Below are 18,949 nucleotides of genomic sequence, written 5' to 3' on the forward strand. Positions count from 1 at the left end.
CTTTGAGAAATTAATCGATTTGCGCTGCCGCGCGGACTGCGGGGCGCCGCATTGCGTTCTGCGCCCGCTCACCGGTCCGCCCGGCACACCATTCATTTCGCTGACACTAACAAGGTTCGCTGAAACCCACCTTAAAGCCCGCGTAAGCGCATCGATTGAACACGCTTGTGCGGGCCAGGATGACGCATCACTCTTCGCCTTCGCCCGGTTCGCCCTCACCTTCGGCGTCCACTTCTGCGTCCGCTTCGGCGACCTGCTGCAGCCCGGAAAGCTTCGTACCTTCGTCAAGGCTGATGAGTGTAACACCTTGCGTTGCACGGCCCATTTCGCGAATTTCCGACACGCGGGTGCGAATCAAAACGCCCGTGGTGGTGATCAGCATGATCTGCGCTTCGGAGTCGACGAGTGTGGCCGCAACCACCTTGCCGTTGCGCTCCGACGTCTGGATCGCGATCATGCCCTTCGTGCCGCGGCCGTGGCGCGTGTACTCCGTGATCGGGGTGCGCTTGCCATAACCGTTCTCGGTCGCGGTGAGCACCGACTGCTGCTCGTCGCCCGCCACGAGGAGCGCGATGACCTGCTGATTGTCTTCGAGCTGCATGCCGCGCACGCCGCGCGCTTCGCGGCCCATCGGACGCACGTCGTTCTCGTCGAAGCGCACCGCCTTGCCGGCGTCGGAGAACAGCATGACGTCGTGTTCGCCGTCGGTGATCGCGGCGCCGATCAGGTAGTCGCCGTCGTCCAGACCGACCGCAATAATACCCTTGCGCAACGGGCGGCTAAAGGCTTCTAGCGGCGTCTTCTTTACCGTGCCGAGCGCCGTGGCCATGAAAACGAACTTGTCGGCCGAGAACTCCTTGACCGGCAGCACGACCGTGATCTTCTCGCCGTCCTGCAGCGGGAACATGTTGACGATCGGACGGCCGCGCGAGTTGCGCGAACCCTGCGGCACCTCATACACCTTCACCCAGTACACGCGGCCGCGATTCGAGAAGCACAGGATGTGGTCGTGCGTGTTGGCAATGAAGAGCGTGTCGATCCAGTCGTCGTCCTTCATCGAAGTCGCCTGCTTGCCGCGACCTCCGCGCTTTTGGGCACGATATTCCGACAACGGCTGCGATTTCACATAACCGGCGTGCGACATGGTCACGACCATGTCCTGCGGCGTGATCAGGTCTTCGGTGTTGAGCTCAGTGGCGTTCATCTCGATCTTCGAGCGGCGGGCGTCGCCGAATTCGCTCTTGATCGAGGTGAGTTCGTCGGAGATCATGACAGTTACGCGCTCAGGGCGCGCAAGGATGTCGAGCAGGTCGGCGATCTGCGCCATCACTTCACGGTACTCGCCGATGATCTTGTCCTGCTCCAGGCCGGTCAGGCGCTGGAGGCGCATTTGCAGGATTTCCTGCGCCTGCGTGTCGGACAGACGGTAGAGGCCGTCGGCCTGCATACCATATTGCGGGTTCAGCCCTTCCGGACGGTAGGCTTCGCGCCCGCCTGCCGCCGCATTGTCCTGCTCCGCGCGCGTGAGCATCTCGCGCACGAGCGACGAATCCCACGAGCGATTCATCAACTCCTGCTTCGCGATGGGCGGCGTGGGCGCGGCCTTGATGAGCTCGATGAAATCATCGATGTTCGCGAGCGCAACGGCGAGACCTTCGAGCACGTGGCCGCGTTCGCGCGCCTTGCGCAGCTCGTACACCGTGCGACGCGTGAGCACTTCGCGGCGATGCGAGAGGAAATGCTCGAGCATTTCCTTCAGGTTCAGCAGCTTCGGCTGGTTGTCCACCAGCGCGACCATGTTCATGCCGAACGTGTCCTGCAGCTGCGTCGCCTTGTACAGATTGTTGAGGATGACCTCGGGCACTTCGCCGCGCTTGAGCTCGATCACGACACGCATGCCGCTCTTGTCCGATTCGTCGCGAATATCGGAGATGCCTTCGAGCTTCTTCTCGTTGACGAGCTCGGCAATGCGTTCGAGCAGCGAACGCTTGTTCACCTGATACGGCAGTTCGTCGACGATGATCGCCATGCGTTGACCGCGATCAATTTCCTCGAAGTGCGTAGCCGCGCGCATCACGACGCGGCCGCGGCCGGTGCGATAGCCGTCGCGCACGCCGGCGACGCCATAAATAATGCCGGCGGTCGGGAAATCGGGTGCGGGAATGATCTCGATCAGCTCGTCAATCGTTGCCTGCGGGGTTTTCAGCAGATGCTGGCAAGCGTCGACGACTTCGTTGAGATTGTGCGGCGGAATGTTCGTGGCCATGCCGACCGCGATACCCGACGAACCGTTGATGAGCAGGTTCGGGATGCGCGCCGGCAGGATCTGCGGCTCGCTCTCGCTGCCGTCGTAGTTCGGCCCGAAGTCGACCGTTTCCTTGTCGATGTCGGCCAGCAGCTCGTGGCCGATCTTCGCCATGCGGATTTCGGTGTATCGCATGGCGGCGGCGTTGTCGCCGTCGATGGAGCCGAAGTTACCCTGGCCGTCGACGAGCATGTAGCGCAGGGAGAAGTTCTGCGCCATCCGCACGATCGTGTCGTAGACAGCCGTGTCGCCGTGGGGGTGGTACTTACCGATGACGTCGCCGACGATACGCGCCGACTTCTTGTAAGCGCGGTTCCAGTCGTTATTCAGCTCGTGCATTGCATAGAGCACGCGCCGGTGGACAGGCTTCAGGCCGTCACGAACATCCGGAAGTGCTCGCCCGACGATCACGCTCATCGCGTAATCGAGATACGAGCGGCGCATTTCCTCCTCGAGGGAGATTGGCAGAGTCTCTTTGGCGAATTGATCCATTATCGATGTCTTATTTGGGCACGCGGTGTGCTAGCGCCTCGCCCCAACTGTAGAGCGGAGGTCGCCGCAGTCACCGCGGGACGCCCAGCTGTCGCATGGACGCCGCGGACGCAGCGCATCACGCGATTCTACCATGCACGACACCCTCGCCCGCCGCCTGCGTATACCTATTAGAGGAGTGAAGCCGAAGGGCTCAAAAGCGCCTTGAGCGTGGCGCAAACGCCGCAGTGCGAACCGGAATCAGATGCATCGCCACTGATTTGGATGACAATGTGTGACGCTCCCGCTACCCAGGCGCAATACCAGGTAAAATTAAGGGAACTTTTTTGTTGCGGGCGTACCACGTTCGACCAGCAGCAGTGAAAGGGGCGGATTTTTTTTATCGTCGGAGGGGAACGATATGGCAAAATGCCAACGCACAAAGTTAGACACTGCTCGAAGTCTACACAACGCAAAGCGTTCCCCACAACTTGCCAATGTTATACTTCGAGCAATGTATGACTTGTCTTCGTCATATGGCTCGCAGTAAACCTGCGGTAATCTCAATTTCGAGAGGAGAAATATGAATAAACTTTCAAAGCTCGCGTTCATTGCAGCTACCGCAGTTGTGGCTGCATCCGCTCAGGCACAATCGGTGCCGGCGTCGCGACAAGCCGTCAATGACAACTGGGTGAATGGTACCGGCGAATACGTGTGGATGAACGGCACGAACGAGCTTTGCTGGCGCGATGCATTCTGGACGCCGGCCACCGCCAACGCCAAGTGCGATGGCGCCCTGGTCGCCCAGGCACCGCAGCCGCCGGTCGCTCCTCCGCCGCCGGCCATCACCAGCCAGAAGATCACGTACCAGGCTGACGCCCTGTTCGACTTCGACAAGGCCATCCTGAAGCCGGCTGGTAAGGAAAAGCTGGACGACCTGGCAAGCAAGATCCAGGCTCTGAACCTCGAAGTCGTCGTCGCGACGGGCTACACCGACCGTATCGGCTCGGTCGCCTACAACGACCGTCTGTCGCTGCGCCGTGCGCAAGCCGTCAAGTCGTACCTCGTCAGCAAGGGCGTTCCGGCAGAGCGTATTTACACGGAAGGCAAGGGCAAGCGCAACCCGGTTACGACGGGCTGCAACCAGAAGAACCGCAAGGCTCTCATCGCCTGCCTCGCACCGGACCGTCGCGTGGAAGTCGAAGTCGTCGGCACGCAAAAGCAGTAATCGCGAGCGCTCGACCGCAAGTCTCAAAAGCCCCGCTTCGGCGGGGCTTTTTTTATCCCGCGCTTTATCCTTCTTTCATTTCGCCTGTCTGCGCGCGGCGTCATCGTTCCGGAAAGCCTGACGGCACGGCGCGGCATTTTGCTGCCCTGTGCACCCGCCTGTATACTCTGGGCTTATTCTTTCCGACCCGCACCGCGCTTCAGGCTGCCACGACATGACGAATGCCGATCCCCACGAGCTGCAGAAATTCAGCGATCTCGCTCATCGCTGGTGGGACCCGAACGCCGAATTCAAGCCGCTGCACGAACTCAACCCCATTCGCCTCGCCTGGATAGACAGCCATGCGCATCTGCCTTCCAGGCGCGTGCTCGACATCGGCTGCGGCGGCGGCATCCTTTCCGAATCGATGGCGGGACTCGGCGCAACCGTAAAAGGCATCGACCTGTCGCGCGAGGCGCTCGGCGTGGCCGACCTGCATAGCCTCGAGAGCGGCGTGACGGTGGACTACGAGCTGATCGCAGCCGAAGCGATCGCCGCGCGCGAACCGGCGTCGTTCGACGTCGTGACCTGCATGGAAATGCTCGAACACGTGCCGCAGCCCGCCGAAGTCGTGAAGGCCTGCGCAACGCTGGTGAAGCCCGGCGGCTGGGTGTTCTTTTCGACGCTCAATCGCAACGTGAAGTCGTATCTTCTCGCCGTGATCGGCGCGGAATACATCGCGCAGATGCTGCCCAAGGGCACGCACGACTACGCGCGCTTCATCCGCCCCTCGGAGCTTGCCGCGTTCGTGCGTGACGCCGGCATGCACGTCGCCGAGATCAAGGGCATCACGTATAACCCGCTCACGCGGCACTTCGCGCTGTCGAACGATTCCAGCGTCAATTACATGATCGCTTGCCGGCGCGGCGCCTGACGGCTCTTGCGCGAGCGGCGCCGCCGGATCACCCTGCTCCGGCGGCATTCCCTGCACACCGGCGCGCCGCGCCATCGCTTCCAGACATGAATTCACCCACGAACGCCCAACCTGCCGCGGAGAGCGCCGCAGCGCTTGCCGCCTGCGACGCCGTGCTGTTCGACTTCGACGGCACGCTTGCCGATACGGCCCCCGACCTCGCCGCCGCCGTCAACCAGATGCGCCACGCGCGCGGTCTCGTGCCCACGCCGCTCGAGAAGCTGCGTCCGCTCGCTTCGGCGGGCGCACGCGGCCTGATTGGCGGCGCGTTCGGGATCGGCCCCGACGATCGCGAGTTCGCCGCCATGCGCGAGGAGTTTCTCGCCAACTACGAGGCGAATCTGCGCATCGAGACGGCGCTCTTCGCCGGTATCGATGCGGTGCTCGACGACCTCGACGCACGCGGCGTGCGCTGGGGCATCGTGACCAACAAGGTCGCCCGTCTCACCGAGCCGCTCGTGAAACTGATGCATCTGGACACGCGCGCTAGCTGCGTGGTGAGCGGCGATACGACGCCCTATTCCAAGCCGCATCCGGCGCCATTGCTGCACGCGGCCGAGGCGCTCGGCATCGCGCCGCAGCGCGTGGTCTATGTCGGCGACGATCTGCGCGACGTGCAGGCGGGCGCCGCGGCGGGCATGGCGACGATCGCCGCCGCCTACGGCTACTGCGGCAACGACGTACCGCCCTCGCAGTGGGACGCGCAATATGTCGCGGACACCACGGCGGCACTGTTCGCCCTGCTTCAGCACATCGGCAAGGGGGCCTGAGGCGGTGCTGCAGCGGCTTTTGATCGCGAAGAGCCCCGCGCGCCCTTGAACCGGGCACGGTTCGCCTCATATGGCGAACTATGGGATAATTGTTCCATCCTCTGGGGCCGACCTGGTTTCGACAGGGGTTATGAAGTAATCAGGGCATGCCGAGGACCCGTCACCTCGTTAATCAATGGGAAAAACGTAACTGCAAACGACGATACGTTCGCACTGGCAGCCTAAGGGCCGCCGTCCTCTGCCTGGCTCACTGACGGGCTAGCGTCGCAAGACCGGTAGCAATACCGCCAGAGGTCATTTACGTCAGTTAAGCCTTGGTGGCGTCACGACGCCAAGGTCGAAAATCCAGTGAATCGCCGTAGCGCAGCGTGTTCGTCCGCGTCGCTCCGGTTAAATCAAACGACAGAACTACGCATGTAGAACTGGTTATGGACTGCTTCTGGACGCGGGTTCGATTCCCGCCGGCTCCACCAGATTTTTCCTTTCGTCCACGACGAACGGACTCGAGCCCCGGCGCCGCAAGGCTGTCGGGGCTTTTTGCTTGCTGCAGTCCTCACTCTAGCCAGTCGCAAACAAAAAAACTCGCGACGGCCCGTTCAGGCCTCGCGAGTTTTTCTTTGCTCCACAAGCGGCGCAACTTTCGCGTGCGCCCCGTGATCATCAATTGTCCTGCGGGCACTGCAGATTACAGCCGTTCTGATCACCCAGATCGCCACGCTTGCGTGCGGCAGTCGGCTTGCCATGCTGATACTTGGCCGACGGCGCCGAAGCGGCGAACTGCATCTGCGGATGCTCGTTAAACTTGAACTGATCGCTCAGAATACCGCCAGGCACGCCCGGCGAATTCTGCGCAAAGGCAACGTTGAACGTAGCAAACAACACTGCCGCCGTTGCGGCCGCGGCACCAACTTTGAGGACAAATTTCATGGTCGATCGGCGCGACGGGCGCGCATCTGAAACGTGAGAGCGAATACAAACTGAAAGTATCACAAAAAGCGCCTCAGTCTGCAGCATAGTCCGACCATTCCATTGCCTTCTGTTACAACGGCCGCGCCTCGCCCTCGAGCGGCCCGCCCCATGCGGCTTCGAGTTCCAACACGTCGCCGCACGACGCCGGATCGTATCCCTCCAGTTGCGCAACGGATGCGCGGAACCCCGCACCGCGCAGCAAACCGAGCACGGTCGCCAGCGGCTCGTGCGCGAGGTGGCCGCGATCACACGCGAAATAGTAGTCTTCGTCGGCGATTTCAATGAAATCGAGCCCGAAATGGTGCGCCGCCGGCGCAACGCCGAAGCCCACGTCGGCCATTCCGCTCGCCACAAATGCGGCGATCGCCGAATGCGTGAGTTCCGACGACGCATAACCGTTCACGCGCTCAGGATCGACGCCGATACGCGTGAGCAGCAGATCGATCAGCATGCGCGTGCCCGAGCCCGGTGGCCGGTTCACGAAACGGATATCGCCGCGCGCGAGGTCGGCGAGACCTGTGATCTGCTTTGGGTTGCCGCGCCCGACGAAGAGTCCCTGCTTGCGCTGCGTGAGATGGATGAGCACGTGCCGCTGCGGGTCGAGCCAGCTCCGGTAGGCGTTGGCGCAGGCGGCCCGAAAATCGCCGCGCGGTAGATGAAAGCCGGCAAGATCGCATTCGCCGCGCGCGAGCGCCGTGATCGCATCGACGCTGTCGCGGTACTTGATCTCCACGGGCACCTGGTCGGCGACGAGCGCCGTCACGAGCGCCGCCACCGCGTAGCCGTGCGAAGCATGGATGCGCAGATCCTGGGCGTCGGGCGCGAGCCAGCGGTTCAGGTCGCTCGCCACTTCACTGGCCAGCGCCTCGAGGTTACCCTGCAGCCGCTCCCCGCACAGGCGCTGGGAGCGCAGCACAGCCTCGCCCAATTCGGAGAGAACGGAGCCGCGGCCACGCGCTTTCGCGATCAACGCGCCCCCCAGGCGCTCCTCGACTTCACGCAAAACGCCCCACGCATGGCGATAGGACAAACCCTTACGCTGCGCGGCCTGCGCAATGCTTCCTTCCTCGGCGACGAGCGCAAGCAACGGCACAACGTCCGTCAGGCTTGCCTCGCGGCCGTCCGCGTCGCGCACGACTAGCTGCGCATGGCACTCGACCTTGATCATTATGAAATTTTCCTTCCTATTGCGTCTGCCTTTCCACGGGCCTATTGTTCGGTCAGACAACAAGACAACCGCAGCATAGATGCACACTTTATGAATAACAAGTGCATATATGCCCAGGAGAAGCCCCATGATGGAAGAGACAGCTGTTAGCGCGCCGGACGATCTCGTCCTGCGTCACGCACAACCAGGCCGCACGCTGCTTGCGATCCTGCATGCGATCCAGGACGAAGTCGGCTTCGTGCCGCCGTCCACGGTCGTGCCGCTCTCGAAGGCGCTGAATCTCTCGCGCGCCGAGGTCCACGGCGTGATCACCTACTATCACCACTTCCGCACTGCGCCGCCCGCGCCGGTCACGGTTCAGCTGTGCCGCGCCGAGGCCTGCCGCAGCATGGGCAGCGAGGCGCTCGCGCAGCACGTCGAGTCGCATACCGGCTGCCGCTTCCGACAGCACGGCCACGACGCCGAACACGCGCACGCGCACGAAGGCCCGGTCGCGCTCGAATCCGTCTATTGCCTCGGGCAATGCGCGCTCTCGCCCACCATGATGATTAACGGCACGCTGCACGCAAAAGTGACCCCGCAGAAGTTCGACAAGCTCTACGCAGCCGCGCTCGCGACCGTGCGCACCGAGGAGGCCGCATGACTCGCGTCTACGTTCCCCGTGACTCCTCGGCGCTTGCGCTCGGCGCGGATGCCATCGCCGAGGCCATCGAACGCGAAGCCGCCGCGCGCGGCGCGAGCATCGAACTCGTGCGCAACGGCTCGCGCGGCCTGCTTTATCTCGAACCGCTCGTCGAAATCGAAACGCCCGATGGCCGCGTAGGCTATGCGAACGTCGAACCCGATGAAGTCGGCGCACTCTTCGACGCCGGCTTCCTGCAAGGCGGCCAGCACGCACGCAGCGTCGGCCTCGTCGAGCAAATTCCGTATCTGCGCAAGCAGCAGCGCCTCACGTTCGTGCGCATCGGCATCACCGACCCGCTTTCCACCGACGACTACGTCGCCCACGGCGGCCTCGAAGGATTGCGCAATGCGTTGAAGATGACCGGCGCCGATATCTGCGAAGCGCTGCTCGAGTCGGGCCTGCGCGGCCGCGGCGGCGCGGCGTTCCCGGCCGGCATCAAGTGGCGCACGGTTGCGAACGCGCATGCCGACCAGAAGTACATCGTCTGCAATGCAGACGAAGGTGATTCGGGCACGTTCTCCGACCGCCTCGTCATGGAAAGCGATCCGTACGTGCTGATCGAGGGCATGACGATCGCGGGCATCGCGGTGGGCGCGACCGTGGGCCATATCTACGTGCGCAGCGAGTATCCGCATTCGATCGAAGCGCTCGAAGAAGCCATTCGCCGCGCACGTGCTGCCGGCTGGCTCGGCGACGACGTGCTCGGCAGCGGCAAGCGCTTCGAACTGTTCGTGGCCAAGGGTGCGGGCGCCTACGTATGCGGCGAGGAAACGGCGCTGCTCGAGTCGCTCGAGGGCAAGCGCGGCATCGTGCGCGCCAAGCCGCCGCTGCCCGCGCTCGCCGGCCTGTACGGCAAGCCCACGGTCATCAACAACGTCATCACGCTCGCCACGGTGCCCATCATCTTCGCGAAGGGCGCGGCGTTCTACAAGGACTTCGGCATGGGCCGCTCGCGCGGCACGCTGCCGTTTCAGCTCGCGGGCAATATCGCGCGCGGCGGGCTCGTGGAGCTTGCGTTCGGCGTGACGCTGCGCGAGCTGATGGTCGACTACGGCGGGGGCACCGCCAGCGGCCGTCCGGCACGTGCGGTGCAGGTGGGCGGCCCGCTCGGCACCTATCTGCCCGAAAGCCAGTGGGACATTCCCATGGACTATGAAGCGTATGCGGCCGTTGGCGCGGTCGTGGGCCACGGCGGCCTGGTCGTGCACGACGACACGTCGAATCTCGCCGAACTCGCCCAGTACGCGATGGAGTTCTGCACGCTCGAATCGTGCGGCAAGTGCACGCCGTGCCGCATCGGCTCGACGCGCGGCGTCGAGGTAATCGCGAAGATCCGCAAGGGCGACACGTCCGAAAAGCAGGTCACGCTGCTGCGCGACCTGTGCGACACGATGGTGTCCGGCTCGCTGTGCGCGATGGGCGGCATGACGCCCTACCCCGTGATCTCCGCACTCAACCATTTCCCTGAAGATTTCGGTCTCGAACCCGTCGCCCAACAAGCAGGCCAGCAACCGGCGGCCGCCTGAACGAGGAACCACCATGTCCGACACGCTCATGTCCCAAGCCGGTGGTTGCGGTTCCGGCAATTGCGCCTGCAAGTCCCAGGCAAAGAAGCAACGCTCGCCCTTCGACGATACCGATTTCGGCACGCCGCTCGTTCACGCCGACGTGGACGTCACGCTCGAGATCGACGGCCAGTCCGTCACCGTGCCGGCCGGCACGTCGGTGATGCGCGCCTCGATCGAGGCCGGCATCAACGTGCCGAAGCTCTGCGCCACCGACTCGCTCGAACCGTTCGGTTCGTGCCGTCTGTGTCTCGTGGAAATCGAAGGCCGTCGCGGCTATCCCGCTTCGTGCACGACGCCCGTCGAAGCGGGCATGAAGGTGCGCACGCAAAGCAACCAGCTGCAGAAGCTGCGCCGCAACGTGATGGAGCTGTACATCTCCGATCATCCGCTCGACTGCCTCACCTGCCCCGCCAATGGCGACTGCGAGCTGCAGGACATGGCCGGCGTGACGGGCCTGCGCGAAGTGCGCTACGGCTTTGACGGCGCGAATCACCTGAAGGACAAGAAGGACGAATCGAATCCGTACTTCACGTATGACCCGTCGAAGTGCATCGTCTGCAATCGTTGCGTGCGCGCCTGTGAAGAGACGCAAGGCACGTTCGCGCTGACCATCGCCGGGCGCGGCTTCGAATCGCGCGTCGCCGCCGGCGCGAGCGAATCGTTCATGGACTCGGAATGCGTGTCGTGCGGCGCCTGCGTCGCCGCGTGCCCGACCGCGACGCTGCAGGAAAAGACCGTCGTGATGCTGGGCCAGGCCGAGCACTCGGTCGTGACGACCTGCGCCTATTGCGGCGTGGGCTGCTCGTTCAAGGCCGAGATGAAGGGCAATGAAGTCGTGCGCATGGTCCCGCACAAGAACGGCCAGGCGAACGAAGGCCATGCCTGCGTGAAGGGCCGCTTCGCGTGGGGCTACGCTACACACAAGGACCGCATCAAGAAGCCGATGATCCGCGCGAAGATCACCGATCCGTGGCGCGAAGTGAGCTGGGACGAAGCGATCAACTACGCCGCGAGCGAGTTCCGCCGCATCCAGGCGAAGCACGGGCGCGATTCGATCGGCGGCATCACGTCGTCGCGCTGCACGAACGAGGAAACCTACCTCGTGCAGAAGCTCGTGCGCGCCGCGTTCGGCAACAACAACGTCGATACCTGTGCACGCGTGTGCCACTCGCCAACGGGCTACGGTCTCAAGACCACGCTCGGCGAATCGGCGGGTACGCAGACCTTCGCTTCGGTCGATCACTCCGACGTGATTATCGTGATCGGCGCGAACCCCACCGACGGCCATCCGGTGTTTGGCTCGCGTCTGAAGCGCCGCGTGCGTCAGGGCGCGAAGCTCATCGTCGTCGATCCGCGCCGCATCGACATCGTCGATACCGCGCACGTGAAGGCCGAGCATCACCTGCAACTGCGCCCGGGCACCAACGTCGCGATGATCAACTCGATCGCGCACGTGATCGTGACCGAAGGGCTCGTCAACGAGTCGTTCGTGGCGGAGCGCTGCGAGACGCGCGCGTTCGAGCAATGGCGCGATTTCGTCTCGCTGCCCGAAAACTCGCCCGAAACGATGGCCGAAGTGACCGGCGTGCCCGCCGAGCAGGTGCGCGCCGCCGCGCGCCTCTATGCGCAGCAAGGCAATTCGGCGATCTACTACGGCCTCGGCGTCACGGAACACGCACAAGGCTCGACGATGGTGATGGGCATCGCCAACCTCGCGATGGCCACGGGCAACATCGGCCGCGAAGGCGTGGGCGTGAATCCGCTGCGCGGCCAGAACAACGTGCAGGGTTCGTGCGATATGGGTTCGTTCCCGCACGAGCTGCCGGGCTACCGCCACGTGGGCGATTCGATCGTGCGCGGCGAGTTCGAGGCGGCCTGGAACGTCGCGCTGCAAAGCGAGCCGGGCCTGCGCATTCCGAACATGTTCGAAGCGGCGCTCGACGGCACCTTCATGGGCCTCTACTGCCAGGGCGAGGACATCGTTCAGTCCGACCCGAACACGCAGCACGTGGCGGCGGCGCTTTCGTCGATGGAATGCATCGTCGTGCAGGACATCTTCCTGAACGAGACGGCGAAGTACGCGCACGTGCTGCTGCCGGGCTCGTCGTTCCTCGAAAAGGACGGCACGTTCACCAACGCCGAGCGCCGCATCTCGCGCGTGCGCAAGGTCATGCCGCCGATCGCCGGCTACTCGGACTGGGAAGTGACGATCCTGCTCTCGCGTGCGCTCGGCTACGAGATGGACTACACGCATCCGTCGCAGATCATGGACGAGATCGCGCGCCTCACGCCAACGTTCCACGGCGTCTCGTACGAGAAGATCGACGAGATGGGCAGCATCCAGTGGCCGTGCAACGAAGATGCGCCCGAAGGCACCCCGATCATGCACATCGACGAGTTCGTGCGCGGCAAGGGCAAATTCGTCATCACGAAGTTCATCGCCTCGCCGGAGAAGGTCACGCGCCGCTTCCCGCTCCTGCTCACGACGGGCCGCATCCTCTCGCAGTACAACGTGGGCGCGCAAACCCGCCGCACCGAGAACTCGCGCTGGCACGAGGAGGACCGCCTCGAGATCCATCCGGTGGACGCCGAAGACCGCGGCATCCGCGACGGCGACTGGGTGGGGATCGAATCGCGCGCGGGCCATACGGTGCTGCGCGCGCAAGTCAGCACGCGCATGCAGCCGGGCGTGGTCTATACGACGTTCCACTTCCCCGAGTCGGGCGCGAACGTCATCACCACGGATGCCTCGGACTGGGCCACGAACTGCCCCGAGTACAAGGTGACGGCCGTGCAGGTCAGCCACGTGCAGCAGCCTTCGGAGTGGCAGCGCGAATACTCGCGCTTCAACACCACCCAGCTCGAGCTGCTCAGCAAGCGCGAACCGCTTACAACCTCAGGGAAATAAAGCGATGAAAGCGGATCACTTGATCGAAATGGCGAACCAGATAGGCATGTTCTTCGACTCGCTGCCCGATCGCGAGGAAGCGCTCACGGGCATCGCGGAGCACATCCGCAAGTTCTGGGAGCCGCGTATGCGCCGCACGCTGCTCGCGGCGCTCGATGGCGAAGGCGAACAAGCGGGCTTCACGGAGATCGTGCTCGCCTCGCTCACGAAGCATCGCGAGGCGCTGACGCCCGCGGCGGCTTGAGCGGGGCCAGCCGGCCCGTCACATGAGACGCACGGCGCCGCGCGGTTCAGACCGCCGGCGCCTGGGCAAAGCCCGCAGCCGCGTACCACGTCTCGCAGTGGCGCAGCAGGGCATTGAGGTCCGACGCGGGACGCCCCCGCGCGCCGATATAGCCGTCGGGCCGCATCAGATAAAACGCGGGCCGCGTGCGCCCGTACGATTCGGTGAGCGTTGCCGCGCCCTCGCCCGCCAGCGGCGTCTCGCCATTGGCGAGATCGGCGATCCACCACACTCGCAGCGCCTGCGGAAACAGCCGCTCGACGGCTTCGGCAAGACGCTTGAGCATTGCGCTCACCTCTGCACCGTTTTTCGCCGCTGCCGCGTCGGCGTCGCCCTCCACCAGCAGGAACAACGAAAAGCACGCTGGGTCGTGCAGATCGAAGATGCGCCCCTTGCCCGGCGCCTTGCCAAGCGGACCGTTCACCACGCGCACGAATGCATCCGGGGCGCGCTCGCCCGCGCGAGGGCCGCCGTCCAGCACGCGCTCGAGCGTGAGCGGGCTGCGGCGGTACTGGATCGACAGCTCGCTCACCGCCTGGCGCGCCGCGTCGCGCAGCGGCCCGAGCGCGACGAGCGCCGGCATCACGCGCTCGCGCAGCAGCTTGAGCGGGCCGTGATCGGCTTCCACCAGTTGCGTCATGAAGCTCGTCTGCTGCAGCACGAGCCGCTCGATCGGATAACGCTCCGCATGATAGGTGTCGAGCAGGCGCTCGGGCGCGCCGCGCGCGTGCACGCGCGCGATCTTCCAGCCCAGATTGAAGGCTTCCTGGATGCCGGTGTTCAAGCCCTGCGCGCCGGCGGGGCTGTGCACGTGTGCGGCGTCGCCGGCAAAGAAGGTGCGCTCGACGCGCAGCTGCCGCACCATGCGGCTGTTCACGCTGAAGTACGAAGCCCAGCTCATGTCCGAGACCGACACCGGATGGTGCACGCGCTGCAGGATGATGTCGCGGCATTCTTCCAGCGTGGGCACGGGGATCGTGCCTTCGGGCGCGGCGGGCAGCATGGCCTTGTGATCGGCGATCAGGCGGTAACGGCCGTGGCCGAACGGAAAGAGCGCGGCGAGACCGTCGCCCGAGGCGAAGATGTGGAACTCGTCGTCGGACCAGGGCGTGCTCGCGCTCAGGTCGGCGAGCAGGAACGACTGCGCCATCGTCTCGCCGTCGAACTTCATGTCGAGGCGATGGCGCACGGTGCTATGCGCGCCGTCGGCAGCGATCACGTAAGCGCAGCGCACCGACTCGACGCGCCCGTCCGGGCGGCGCACTTCCGCGCTCGCGCCGGCCGAGCCCTGGGTGTACTCCAGCAGTTCGCAGCCGCGCTCGATCTCCACGCCGAGCGTCGCGAGATGCCCGCCGAGGATGCGTTCGGTAACCGTCTGTTCAATGAAGAGCAGATAGGGATAGCGCGTGAAGAGCGGATCGAAGTCGAGCCGCGCGCGGCGCTGACCGTTCGAATAGAGATTCGCAATATGGGCGCGGTGGCCGAGTTCGAGAAACGGCTCGACGATGCGATGCTGCTCGAACAGCTCGAGCGTGCGCGCCTGAATGCCGATCGCCCGCGAGTGGCGTCCGGGCTGCGGCGCGCGATCGATCAGCCGCACGGGGATATGCGCGCGCGCAAGACTCATCGCGGCGGCGAGCCCGGTGGGTCCCGCGCCCACGATGAGCACGGGCGCGAGAGAAGAAGCCACGGCCATGCAGACCTCCATGCGCTCGACACGATACAAGGGCCTGCTCACATGAACAACAGGCTTGCGAACGCGCCTTGCCGGCTGCAGTGCAAGGAGGGCGGCGCGCCGTTTGGCCGAGCCAATCAAGCGACGCGCGACGCTGCAATGCGGCCGGCAAGGCACGTTCCCCAAACCAACTAATTGCATTACAGGGGCTGGCCACCAGAAGGGCCGATCGCTGCGTCATGCTCCTCACGAATACGTTGAGTATTCGCTTCGTCGCAATCCTTGCGCTCGGCCCTTCTGGTGGCCAGCGCAAGCCTGTTATTCATGTGAGCAGGCCCTTAGTGTATCGCCCGCGCCGGGACCGGTCGCGCGGCAGCGCATCAAATGCGCTTTGAATCGAGCGGGAAGTCGCTGCGCGAATGGCCGCGCTTCAGTGCGCGTGCGGATGCCCGCGCGTTGGCGTGTGCCTGTGCGCGACGTCCGGCATCTCCAGTGCGCAGCGATGCTCGCTCGTGCCGAGATCCACCTGCAACGTCACGTGCCGCATGCCGAAGCGCACCTGGAGCGACTCGACCATATGATCGAGCGCGGCGTCGCCGGGGTGCCCAGCCGGCATCACGAGGTGCGCGCTCAACGCACAGCCCGTGGTCGAAAGCGCCCAGACGTGCAGGTCATGCACGTCGACGACCCCCTCCTGCTGCACAAGGAAGCCGCGCACGCGCACGATGTCGACGTTCTCGGGCACGGCCGCGAGGGCAAGCCGCACCGACTCGCGCAACAGCCCCCAGGTGCCGTACACGATCACGAGCACCACGGCGATCGACATGAGCGGATCGATCCAGCTCCAGCCGGTCGCAAGAATCAGCAGACCGCTCACGGCCACGGCGGCGGAAACACCGGCGTCGGCGGCCATGTGCAGGAAGGCGCCGCGAATGTTCAGGTCGTCCTTTTGCCCGCGCATGAAAAGCCACGCCGAAAAACCGTTGACCACCATGCCGATGGTCGCCACGACGAACACGTCGAAGCCTGCGACCGGCGCCGGATGGAACAGTCGGCCAAGCGCCTGCGCGAGGATCGCGCCGCACGCGAGCAGGAGCAGCGCGGCGTTGGCGAGCGAGGCGAGGATCGACGAGCTGCCGAACCCGAACGTGAAGCGCGCCGACGGACGGCGCATGGCGAGCCACCCGGCGCCCCAGGCGAGCAGCAGGCCGAGCACGTCGGAGAGATTGTGGCCGGCGTCGGCGAGCAGCGCGGTGGAATGCGCGAGCACGCCGTACACCGCCTGTACGACGACGATGAAGACGTTTAGCGCGACGGCGATGGCGAACGCGCGGCCGTGGCCCGCGACGCTCGCGTGATGATGGTGATGGTGGCCGTGCGCGTGAGCCTGCCCGTGCGGCGCGTGGGCGTCGTGCGCAGGGTCGTGCTCGCCCTCGTGCTTCCCGGCGCCCTCGCCGTCATGCGCGTGTTCGTGATCCGCTGCGCTCATGCGCCCTCCTGCCATTGCGCCGAGGGCTCGGCCACGTGTTCCAGCATGCCGGCGATCATCGCGCTGATATGCGCGTCCGCGGCCGTGTAGAACATCTGTTTGCCCTCGCGTTCGGCGCGCACGACGCGCGCGGCGCGCAAAAGCCGCAGATGGTGACTCACGAGCGACGGCGAAAGACCGAGCGTGTCGGCGATCGCCCCCACCGCGATCCGGTCCTCAACACAGGCGAGCACGATACGCAGACGGGTTGCGTCGCCGAGCAAACGAAAGAGGTCGGCGAGCGGTACGATGCGCTCGTCATCGGAAACTGGGGTCATGACTACACACGATACATATGAACAGATGTTCATATGTTAGTTCGGCAACAGCGGCAGGTCAACTTTCATTCAACATTCGGCCAACTTCGGGAACGGGTCCGCGAGTGTGGGAAAATGCCGCCTTTGTGTCTCGATCGTTTTGCTTCTTCAGTCATGGAACAGCTTTTTGTCCGCGCGTACGCCGCACATCGCGACGGCCGGCTGGACGACGCCGAGCGCGACTACCGCGCGACGCTCGCCGCCGATCCCGTGCACGTCGATGCGCTGCATCTGCTCGGCGTGCTGCGGCATCAGCGAGGCCAGCACGCCGAAGCCGCGGACCTCGTGCGTCGCGCGGTCGCCTTGCGCCCTGACGACGCCGCGCTCCAGCTGAACCTGGGCAACGCGCTCAAGGCACTCGGCGAACTGGAAGGCGCGATCGAGCGCTTTCGCAACGCGCTCACGCTCGCACCCGCCTTTGCCCTCGCGCATTACAACCTCGGCAACGCCTATGCGGCGATCGGCCGGCACGAGGACGCGATGTACGCGTTCGGCCAGGCCGTGCGCCTGCAGCCCGGCGACGCCTCCTCGCACAACAATCTCGGCAACGCGCTGCACGCGCTCGGCCGCCATGCCGAAGCCGCCGACTCGTTTCGCCGCGCGCTCAAGATCCGCCCGGGCCATGCAGGGGCGCACAACAATCTCGGCATGTCGCTCAACGCGCTTGGCGACAGCGCGAGCGCGATCGAACAGTTCCAGAAGGCGCTGCGCGTGCAGCCGCGCTTCGTCGCCGCGCATTTCAATCTTGCGAATACGCTCGATGCGACCGGCCATCACAGCGAGGCCGTGGCCGCCTTCGAAACGGCGCTTTCGCTGCAGCCGCATTTCGGGCCTGCTCTCTTCGGGCTCGGCAACGCGCTCGCCGCGCTCGGCCGCCACGACGCTGCCATCGGACCCTACGAGCGGGCGATCGGCTTCGATCCGAAATTTGCCCTCGCCTGGCTTGCGCTCGGCGTGGCGCATCACGCGCTCGGCCGCCATGCGGCCGCGCTGCGCGCCTTCGACGAAGCGCTGCGCGTGCGGCCCGATCTGGCCGCCGCGCATTTGAATCGCGCGCTCACGTGGCTCACGCTCGGCGACTTCCGGCGTGGACTGCCCGAGTACGAATGGCGGCTCGATCCGGCCGCACGCGACGAGGCGCATGCCAACGCACCGCGCGGCGCGGGCTACACCCCGCCCCCGCAGGTGAGTGCAACGATTGCGCCGCGCACGCCGCAAAATGCGCTGCCACGCTGGCACGGCGAGCCCCTGAACGGCCGCACGCTGCTGATCGAGGCCGAGCAGGGCTACGGCGACACGCTTCAGTTCGTGCGCTTCGTGCCGCAAGTCGTGGCCGTGGCACAGAAAGCCAGTGCGCGCGTCGTGCTCGAAGTGCAGCGCGCGCTCGTGCCGCTCATCGCACCCGCGGCCGAGGCCTGGCGTGTCACGCTCGTCGAGCAGGGCGCGCCCCGGCCCGCTGCCGACCTTCACTGCCCGCTCCTTTCGCTGCCGCTCGCGCTCGGCACGAGCATCGACACACTGCCAGCGCGCACGCCCTACCTCAACGCGAGCACTGCCTACAGGCGCAAGTGGCGCGGCTCGCTGGGCGGCCAGGCGCGGCGCAAGATCGGCCTCGCGTGGTCCGGACGCATCCAGAAGCACGAAAATCGCGCGATTGCGCTCGCCGCGCTCGAACCGCTCTTCGCGCTCGACGGCATCGACTGGATCGTCCTGCAGCCCGAACTCAGCGCCGCTGAGCACGCGGCGCTCGACGCGCATCCGCGAGCGCGCTCGATCCACCGGCTGGGCCGCAAGCTGCAGGACTTCGCGGATACCGCTGCCGTGATCGAACGTCTGGACGCCGTCGTGTCGATCGATACGTCGATCGCCCACCTCGCGGGCGCGCTGGGCGCAAAACTTTGGGTCATGCTGCCGTTCGCCGCGGACTGGCGCTGGTTTGCGGGCACCGACGAAAGCCCCTGGTACCCGCGCGCGCGACTCGTGCGTCAGCCGCGCCCGCATGCGTGGGCGGAAGTCGTGGACACGGTCGCGCGCGAGTTGCGCGACGCGTAAGCGACACAATGAAAAACGGGGCGCCTGAGCGCCCCGTTTTTTATTGCTTTTGCCGCGAAATCGCAGATCA

General features: G+C 65.1%; 14 protein-coding genes and 1 other RNA gene. 9 read left to right on the forward strand and 6 right to left on the reverse strand.

The features are described 5' to 3' along the window. Window positions 1-187 precede the first annotated feature (187 nt). On the reverse strand, window positions 188-2,797 hold the full coding sequence (gyrA, locus tag AB3X98_RS07150) for a DNA gyrase subunit A (protein ID WP_083245119.1): 2,610 nt from the start codon (window positions 2,795-2,797) through the stop codon (window positions 188-190). A gap of 562 nt (window positions 2,798-3,359) precedes the next feature. On the opposite strand from gyrA, the gene ompA reads away from it, so the two are divergent. The 4 genes from ompA (at window position 3,360) to ssrA (ending at window position 6,199) form a co-directional block, all read left to right on the forward strand. Further along, window positions 3,360-4,004: an outer membrane protein OmpA gene (gene ompA, locus AB3X98_RS07155; protein ID WP_042260999.1), complete on the forward strand. Its 645-nt coding sequence runs from the start codon at window positions 3,360-3,362 to the stop codon at window positions 4,002-4,004. A 214-nt stretch (window positions 4,005-4,218) separates the two neighbouring features. Then, entirely contained in the window at window positions 4,219-4,917 is a 699-nt protein-coding gene (gene ubiG, locus AB3X98_RS07160) for a bifunctional 2-polyprenyl-6-hydroxyphenol methylase/3-demethylubiquinol 3-O-methyltransferase UbiG (protein WP_069262645.1), read from the forward strand. Window positions 4,918-5,003: 86 nt separating this feature from the next. Continuing rightward, window positions 5,004-5,726: an HAD-IA family hydrolase gene (locus AB3X98_RS07165; RefSeq protein ID WP_368605533.1), complete on the forward strand. Its 723-nt coding sequence runs from the start codon at window positions 5,004-5,006 to the stop codon at window positions 5,724-5,726. Between the two features lie 103 nt (window positions 5,727-5,829). After that, window positions 5,830-6,199: a transfer-messenger RNA gene (gene ssrA, locus AB3X98_RS07170) on the forward strand. Window positions 6,200-6,386: 187 nt separating this feature from the next. On the opposite strand, the gene AB3X98_RS07175 is transcribed toward ssrA, so the two are convergent. Both AB3X98_RS07175 and AB3X98_RS07180 read right to left on the reverse strand, forming a co-directional pair. Then, a complete protein-coding gene (locus AB3X98_RS07175; RefSeq protein WP_069262647.1) occupies window positions 6,387-6,653 on the reverse strand; it encodes a hypothetical protein in 267 nt (88 codons plus the stop codon). A gap of 112 nt (window positions 6,654-6,765) precedes the next feature. Continuing rightward, window positions 6,766-7,863, reverse strand: a complete 1,098-nt coding sequence (locus AB3X98_RS07180) for a substrate-binding domain-containing protein (protein ID WP_069262648.1) — start codon at window positions 7,861-7,863, stop codon at window positions 6,766-6,768. A 130-nt stretch (window positions 7,864-7,993) separates the two neighbouring features. On the opposite strand from AB3X98_RS07180, the gene AB3X98_RS07185 reads away from it, so the two are divergent. The 4 genes from AB3X98_RS07185 to AB3X98_RS07200 are packed head-to-tail and all read left to right on the forward strand — an operon-like array spanning window position 7,994 to window position 13,268. Continuing rightward, window positions 7,994-8,506: an NAD(P)H-dependent oxidoreductase subunit E gene (locus AB3X98_RS07185; RefSeq protein ID WP_069262945.1), complete on the forward strand. Its 513-nt coding sequence runs from the start codon at window positions 7,994-7,996 to the stop codon at window positions 8,504-8,506. Continuing rightward, window positions 8,503-10,074: a formate dehydrogenase beta subunit gene (locus tag AB3X98_RS07190; RefSeq protein ID WP_368605534.1), complete on the forward strand. Its 1,572-nt coding sequence runs from the start codon at window positions 8,503-8,505 to the stop codon at window positions 10,072-10,074. The genes AB3X98_RS07185 and AB3X98_RS07190 overlap by 4 nt, the downstream gene beginning before the upstream one ends. Before the next feature lie 13 nt (window positions 10,075-10,087). Then, window positions 10,088-13,024, forward strand: coding sequence for a formate dehydrogenase subunit alpha (fdhF, locus tag AB3X98_RS07195; protein WP_368605535.1), 2,937 nt, complete (start codon window positions 10,088-10,090; stop codon window positions 13,022-13,024). Between the two features lie 4 nt (window positions 13,025-13,028). Then, the gene (locus tag AB3X98_RS07200) at window positions 13,029-13,268 is read left to right on the forward strand and encodes a formate dehydrogenase subunit delta (protein ID WP_042260984.1); all 240 of its coding nucleotides are present in this window, start codon (window positions 13,029-13,031) and stop codon (window positions 13,266-13,268) included. A gap of 46 nt (window positions 13,269-13,314) precedes the next feature. Here AB3X98_RS07200 and AB3X98_RS07205 read toward each other — a convergent pair whose 3' ends face one another. From AB3X98_RS07205 to AB3X98_RS07215, 3 genes are all read right to left on the reverse strand, one after another. Beyond that, on the reverse strand, window positions 13,315-15,003 hold the full coding sequence (locus tag AB3X98_RS07205) for an FAD-dependent monooxygenase (RefSeq protein WP_342948567.1): 1,689 nt from the start codon (window positions 15,001-15,003) through the stop codon (window positions 13,315-13,317). A gap of 409 nt (window positions 15,004-15,412) precedes the next feature. After that, a complete protein-coding gene (locus AB3X98_RS07210) occupies window positions 15,413-16,471 on the reverse strand; it encodes a cation diffusion facilitator family transporter (RefSeq protein ID WP_342948566.1) in 1,059 nt (352 codons plus the stop codon). Further along, entirely contained in the window at window positions 16,468-16,788 is a 321-nt protein-coding gene (locus AB3X98_RS07215; protein WP_368610226.1) for an ArsR/SmtB family transcription factor, read from the reverse strand. The genes AB3X98_RS07210 and AB3X98_RS07215 overlap by 4 nt, the downstream gene beginning before the upstream one ends. 153 nt (window positions 16,789-16,941) lie before the next feature. On the opposite strand from AB3X98_RS07215, the gene AB3X98_RS07220 reads away from it, so the two are divergent. After that, window positions 16,942-18,879: a tetratricopeptide repeat protein gene (locus AB3X98_RS07220; RefSeq protein ID WP_368605537.1), complete on the forward strand. Its 1,938-nt coding sequence runs from the start codon at window positions 16,942-16,944 to the stop codon at window positions 18,877-18,879. Window positions 18,880-18,949: the final 70 nt, after the last annotated feature.

Origin of the sequence: Paraburkholderia sp. BR14312 (assembly GCF_040948675.1) — a bacterium.
GTDB lineage: Bacteria > Pseudomonadota > Gammaproteobacteria > Burkholderiales > Burkholderiaceae > Paraburkholderia > Paraburkholderia nodosa_A.

What these genes read in the sequence shown, in the direction of transcription:
- AB3X98_RS07205 (WP_342948567.1), bottom strand. Translation starts at nt 15,003, where the DNA reads ATGGCCGTGGCTTCTTCTCTCGCGCCCGTGCTCATCGTGGGCGCGGGA.
- AB3X98_RS07175 (WP_069262647.1), bottom strand. Translation starts at nt 6,653, where the DNA reads ATGAAATTTGTCCTCAAAGTTGGTGCCGCGGCCGCAACGGCGGCAGTG.
- AB3X98_RS07185 (WP_069262945.1), top strand. Translation starts at nt 7,994, where the DNA reads ATGGAAGAGACAGCTGTTAGCGCGCCGGACGATCTCGTCCTGCGTCAC.
- AB3X98_RS07180 (WP_069262648.1), bottom strand. Translation starts at nt 7,863, where the DNA reads ATGATCAAGGTCGAGTGCCATGCGCAGCTAGTCGTGCGCGACGCGGAC.
- fdhF (WP_368605535.1), top strand. Translation starts at nt 10,088, where the DNA reads ATGTCCGACACGCTCATGTCCCAAGCCGGTGGTTGCGGTTCCGGCAAT.
- AB3X98_RS07165 (WP_368605533.1), top strand. Translation starts at nt 5,004, where the DNA reads ATGAATTCACCCACGAACGCCCAACCTGCCGCGGAGAGCGCCGCAGCG.
- gyrA (WP_083245119.1), bottom strand. Translation starts at nt 2,797, where the DNA reads ATGGATCAATTCGCCAAAGAGACTCTGCCAATCTCCCTCGAGGAGGAA.
- ubiG (WP_069262645.1), top strand. Translation starts at nt 4,219, where the DNA reads ATGACGAATGCCGATCCCCACGAGCTGCAGAAATTCAGCGATCTCGCT.
- AB3X98_RS07215 (WP_368610226.1), bottom strand. Translation starts at nt 16,788, where the DNA reads ATGACCCCAGTTTCCGATGACGAGCGCATCGTACCGCTCGCCGACCTC.
- ompA (WP_042260999.1), top strand. Translation starts at nt 3,360, where the DNA reads ATGAATAAACTTTCAAAGCTCGCGTTCATTGCAGCTACCGCAGTTGTG.
- AB3X98_RS07220 (WP_368605537.1), top strand. Translation starts at nt 16,942, where the DNA reads ATGGAACAGCTTTTTGTCCGCGCGTACGCCGCACATCGCGACGGCCGG.
- AB3X98_RS07190 (WP_368605534.1), top strand. Translation starts at nt 8,503, where the DNA reads ATGACTCGCGTCTACGTTCCCCGTGACTCCTCGGCGCTTGCGCTCGGC.
- AB3X98_RS07200 (WP_042260984.1), top strand. Translation starts at nt 13,029, where the DNA reads ATGAAAGCGGATCACTTGATCGAAATGGCGAACCAGATAGGCATGTTC.
- AB3X98_RS07210 (WP_342948566.1), bottom strand. Translation starts at nt 16,471, where the DNA reads ATGAGCGCAGCGGATCACGAACACGCGCATGACGGCGAGGGCGCCGGG.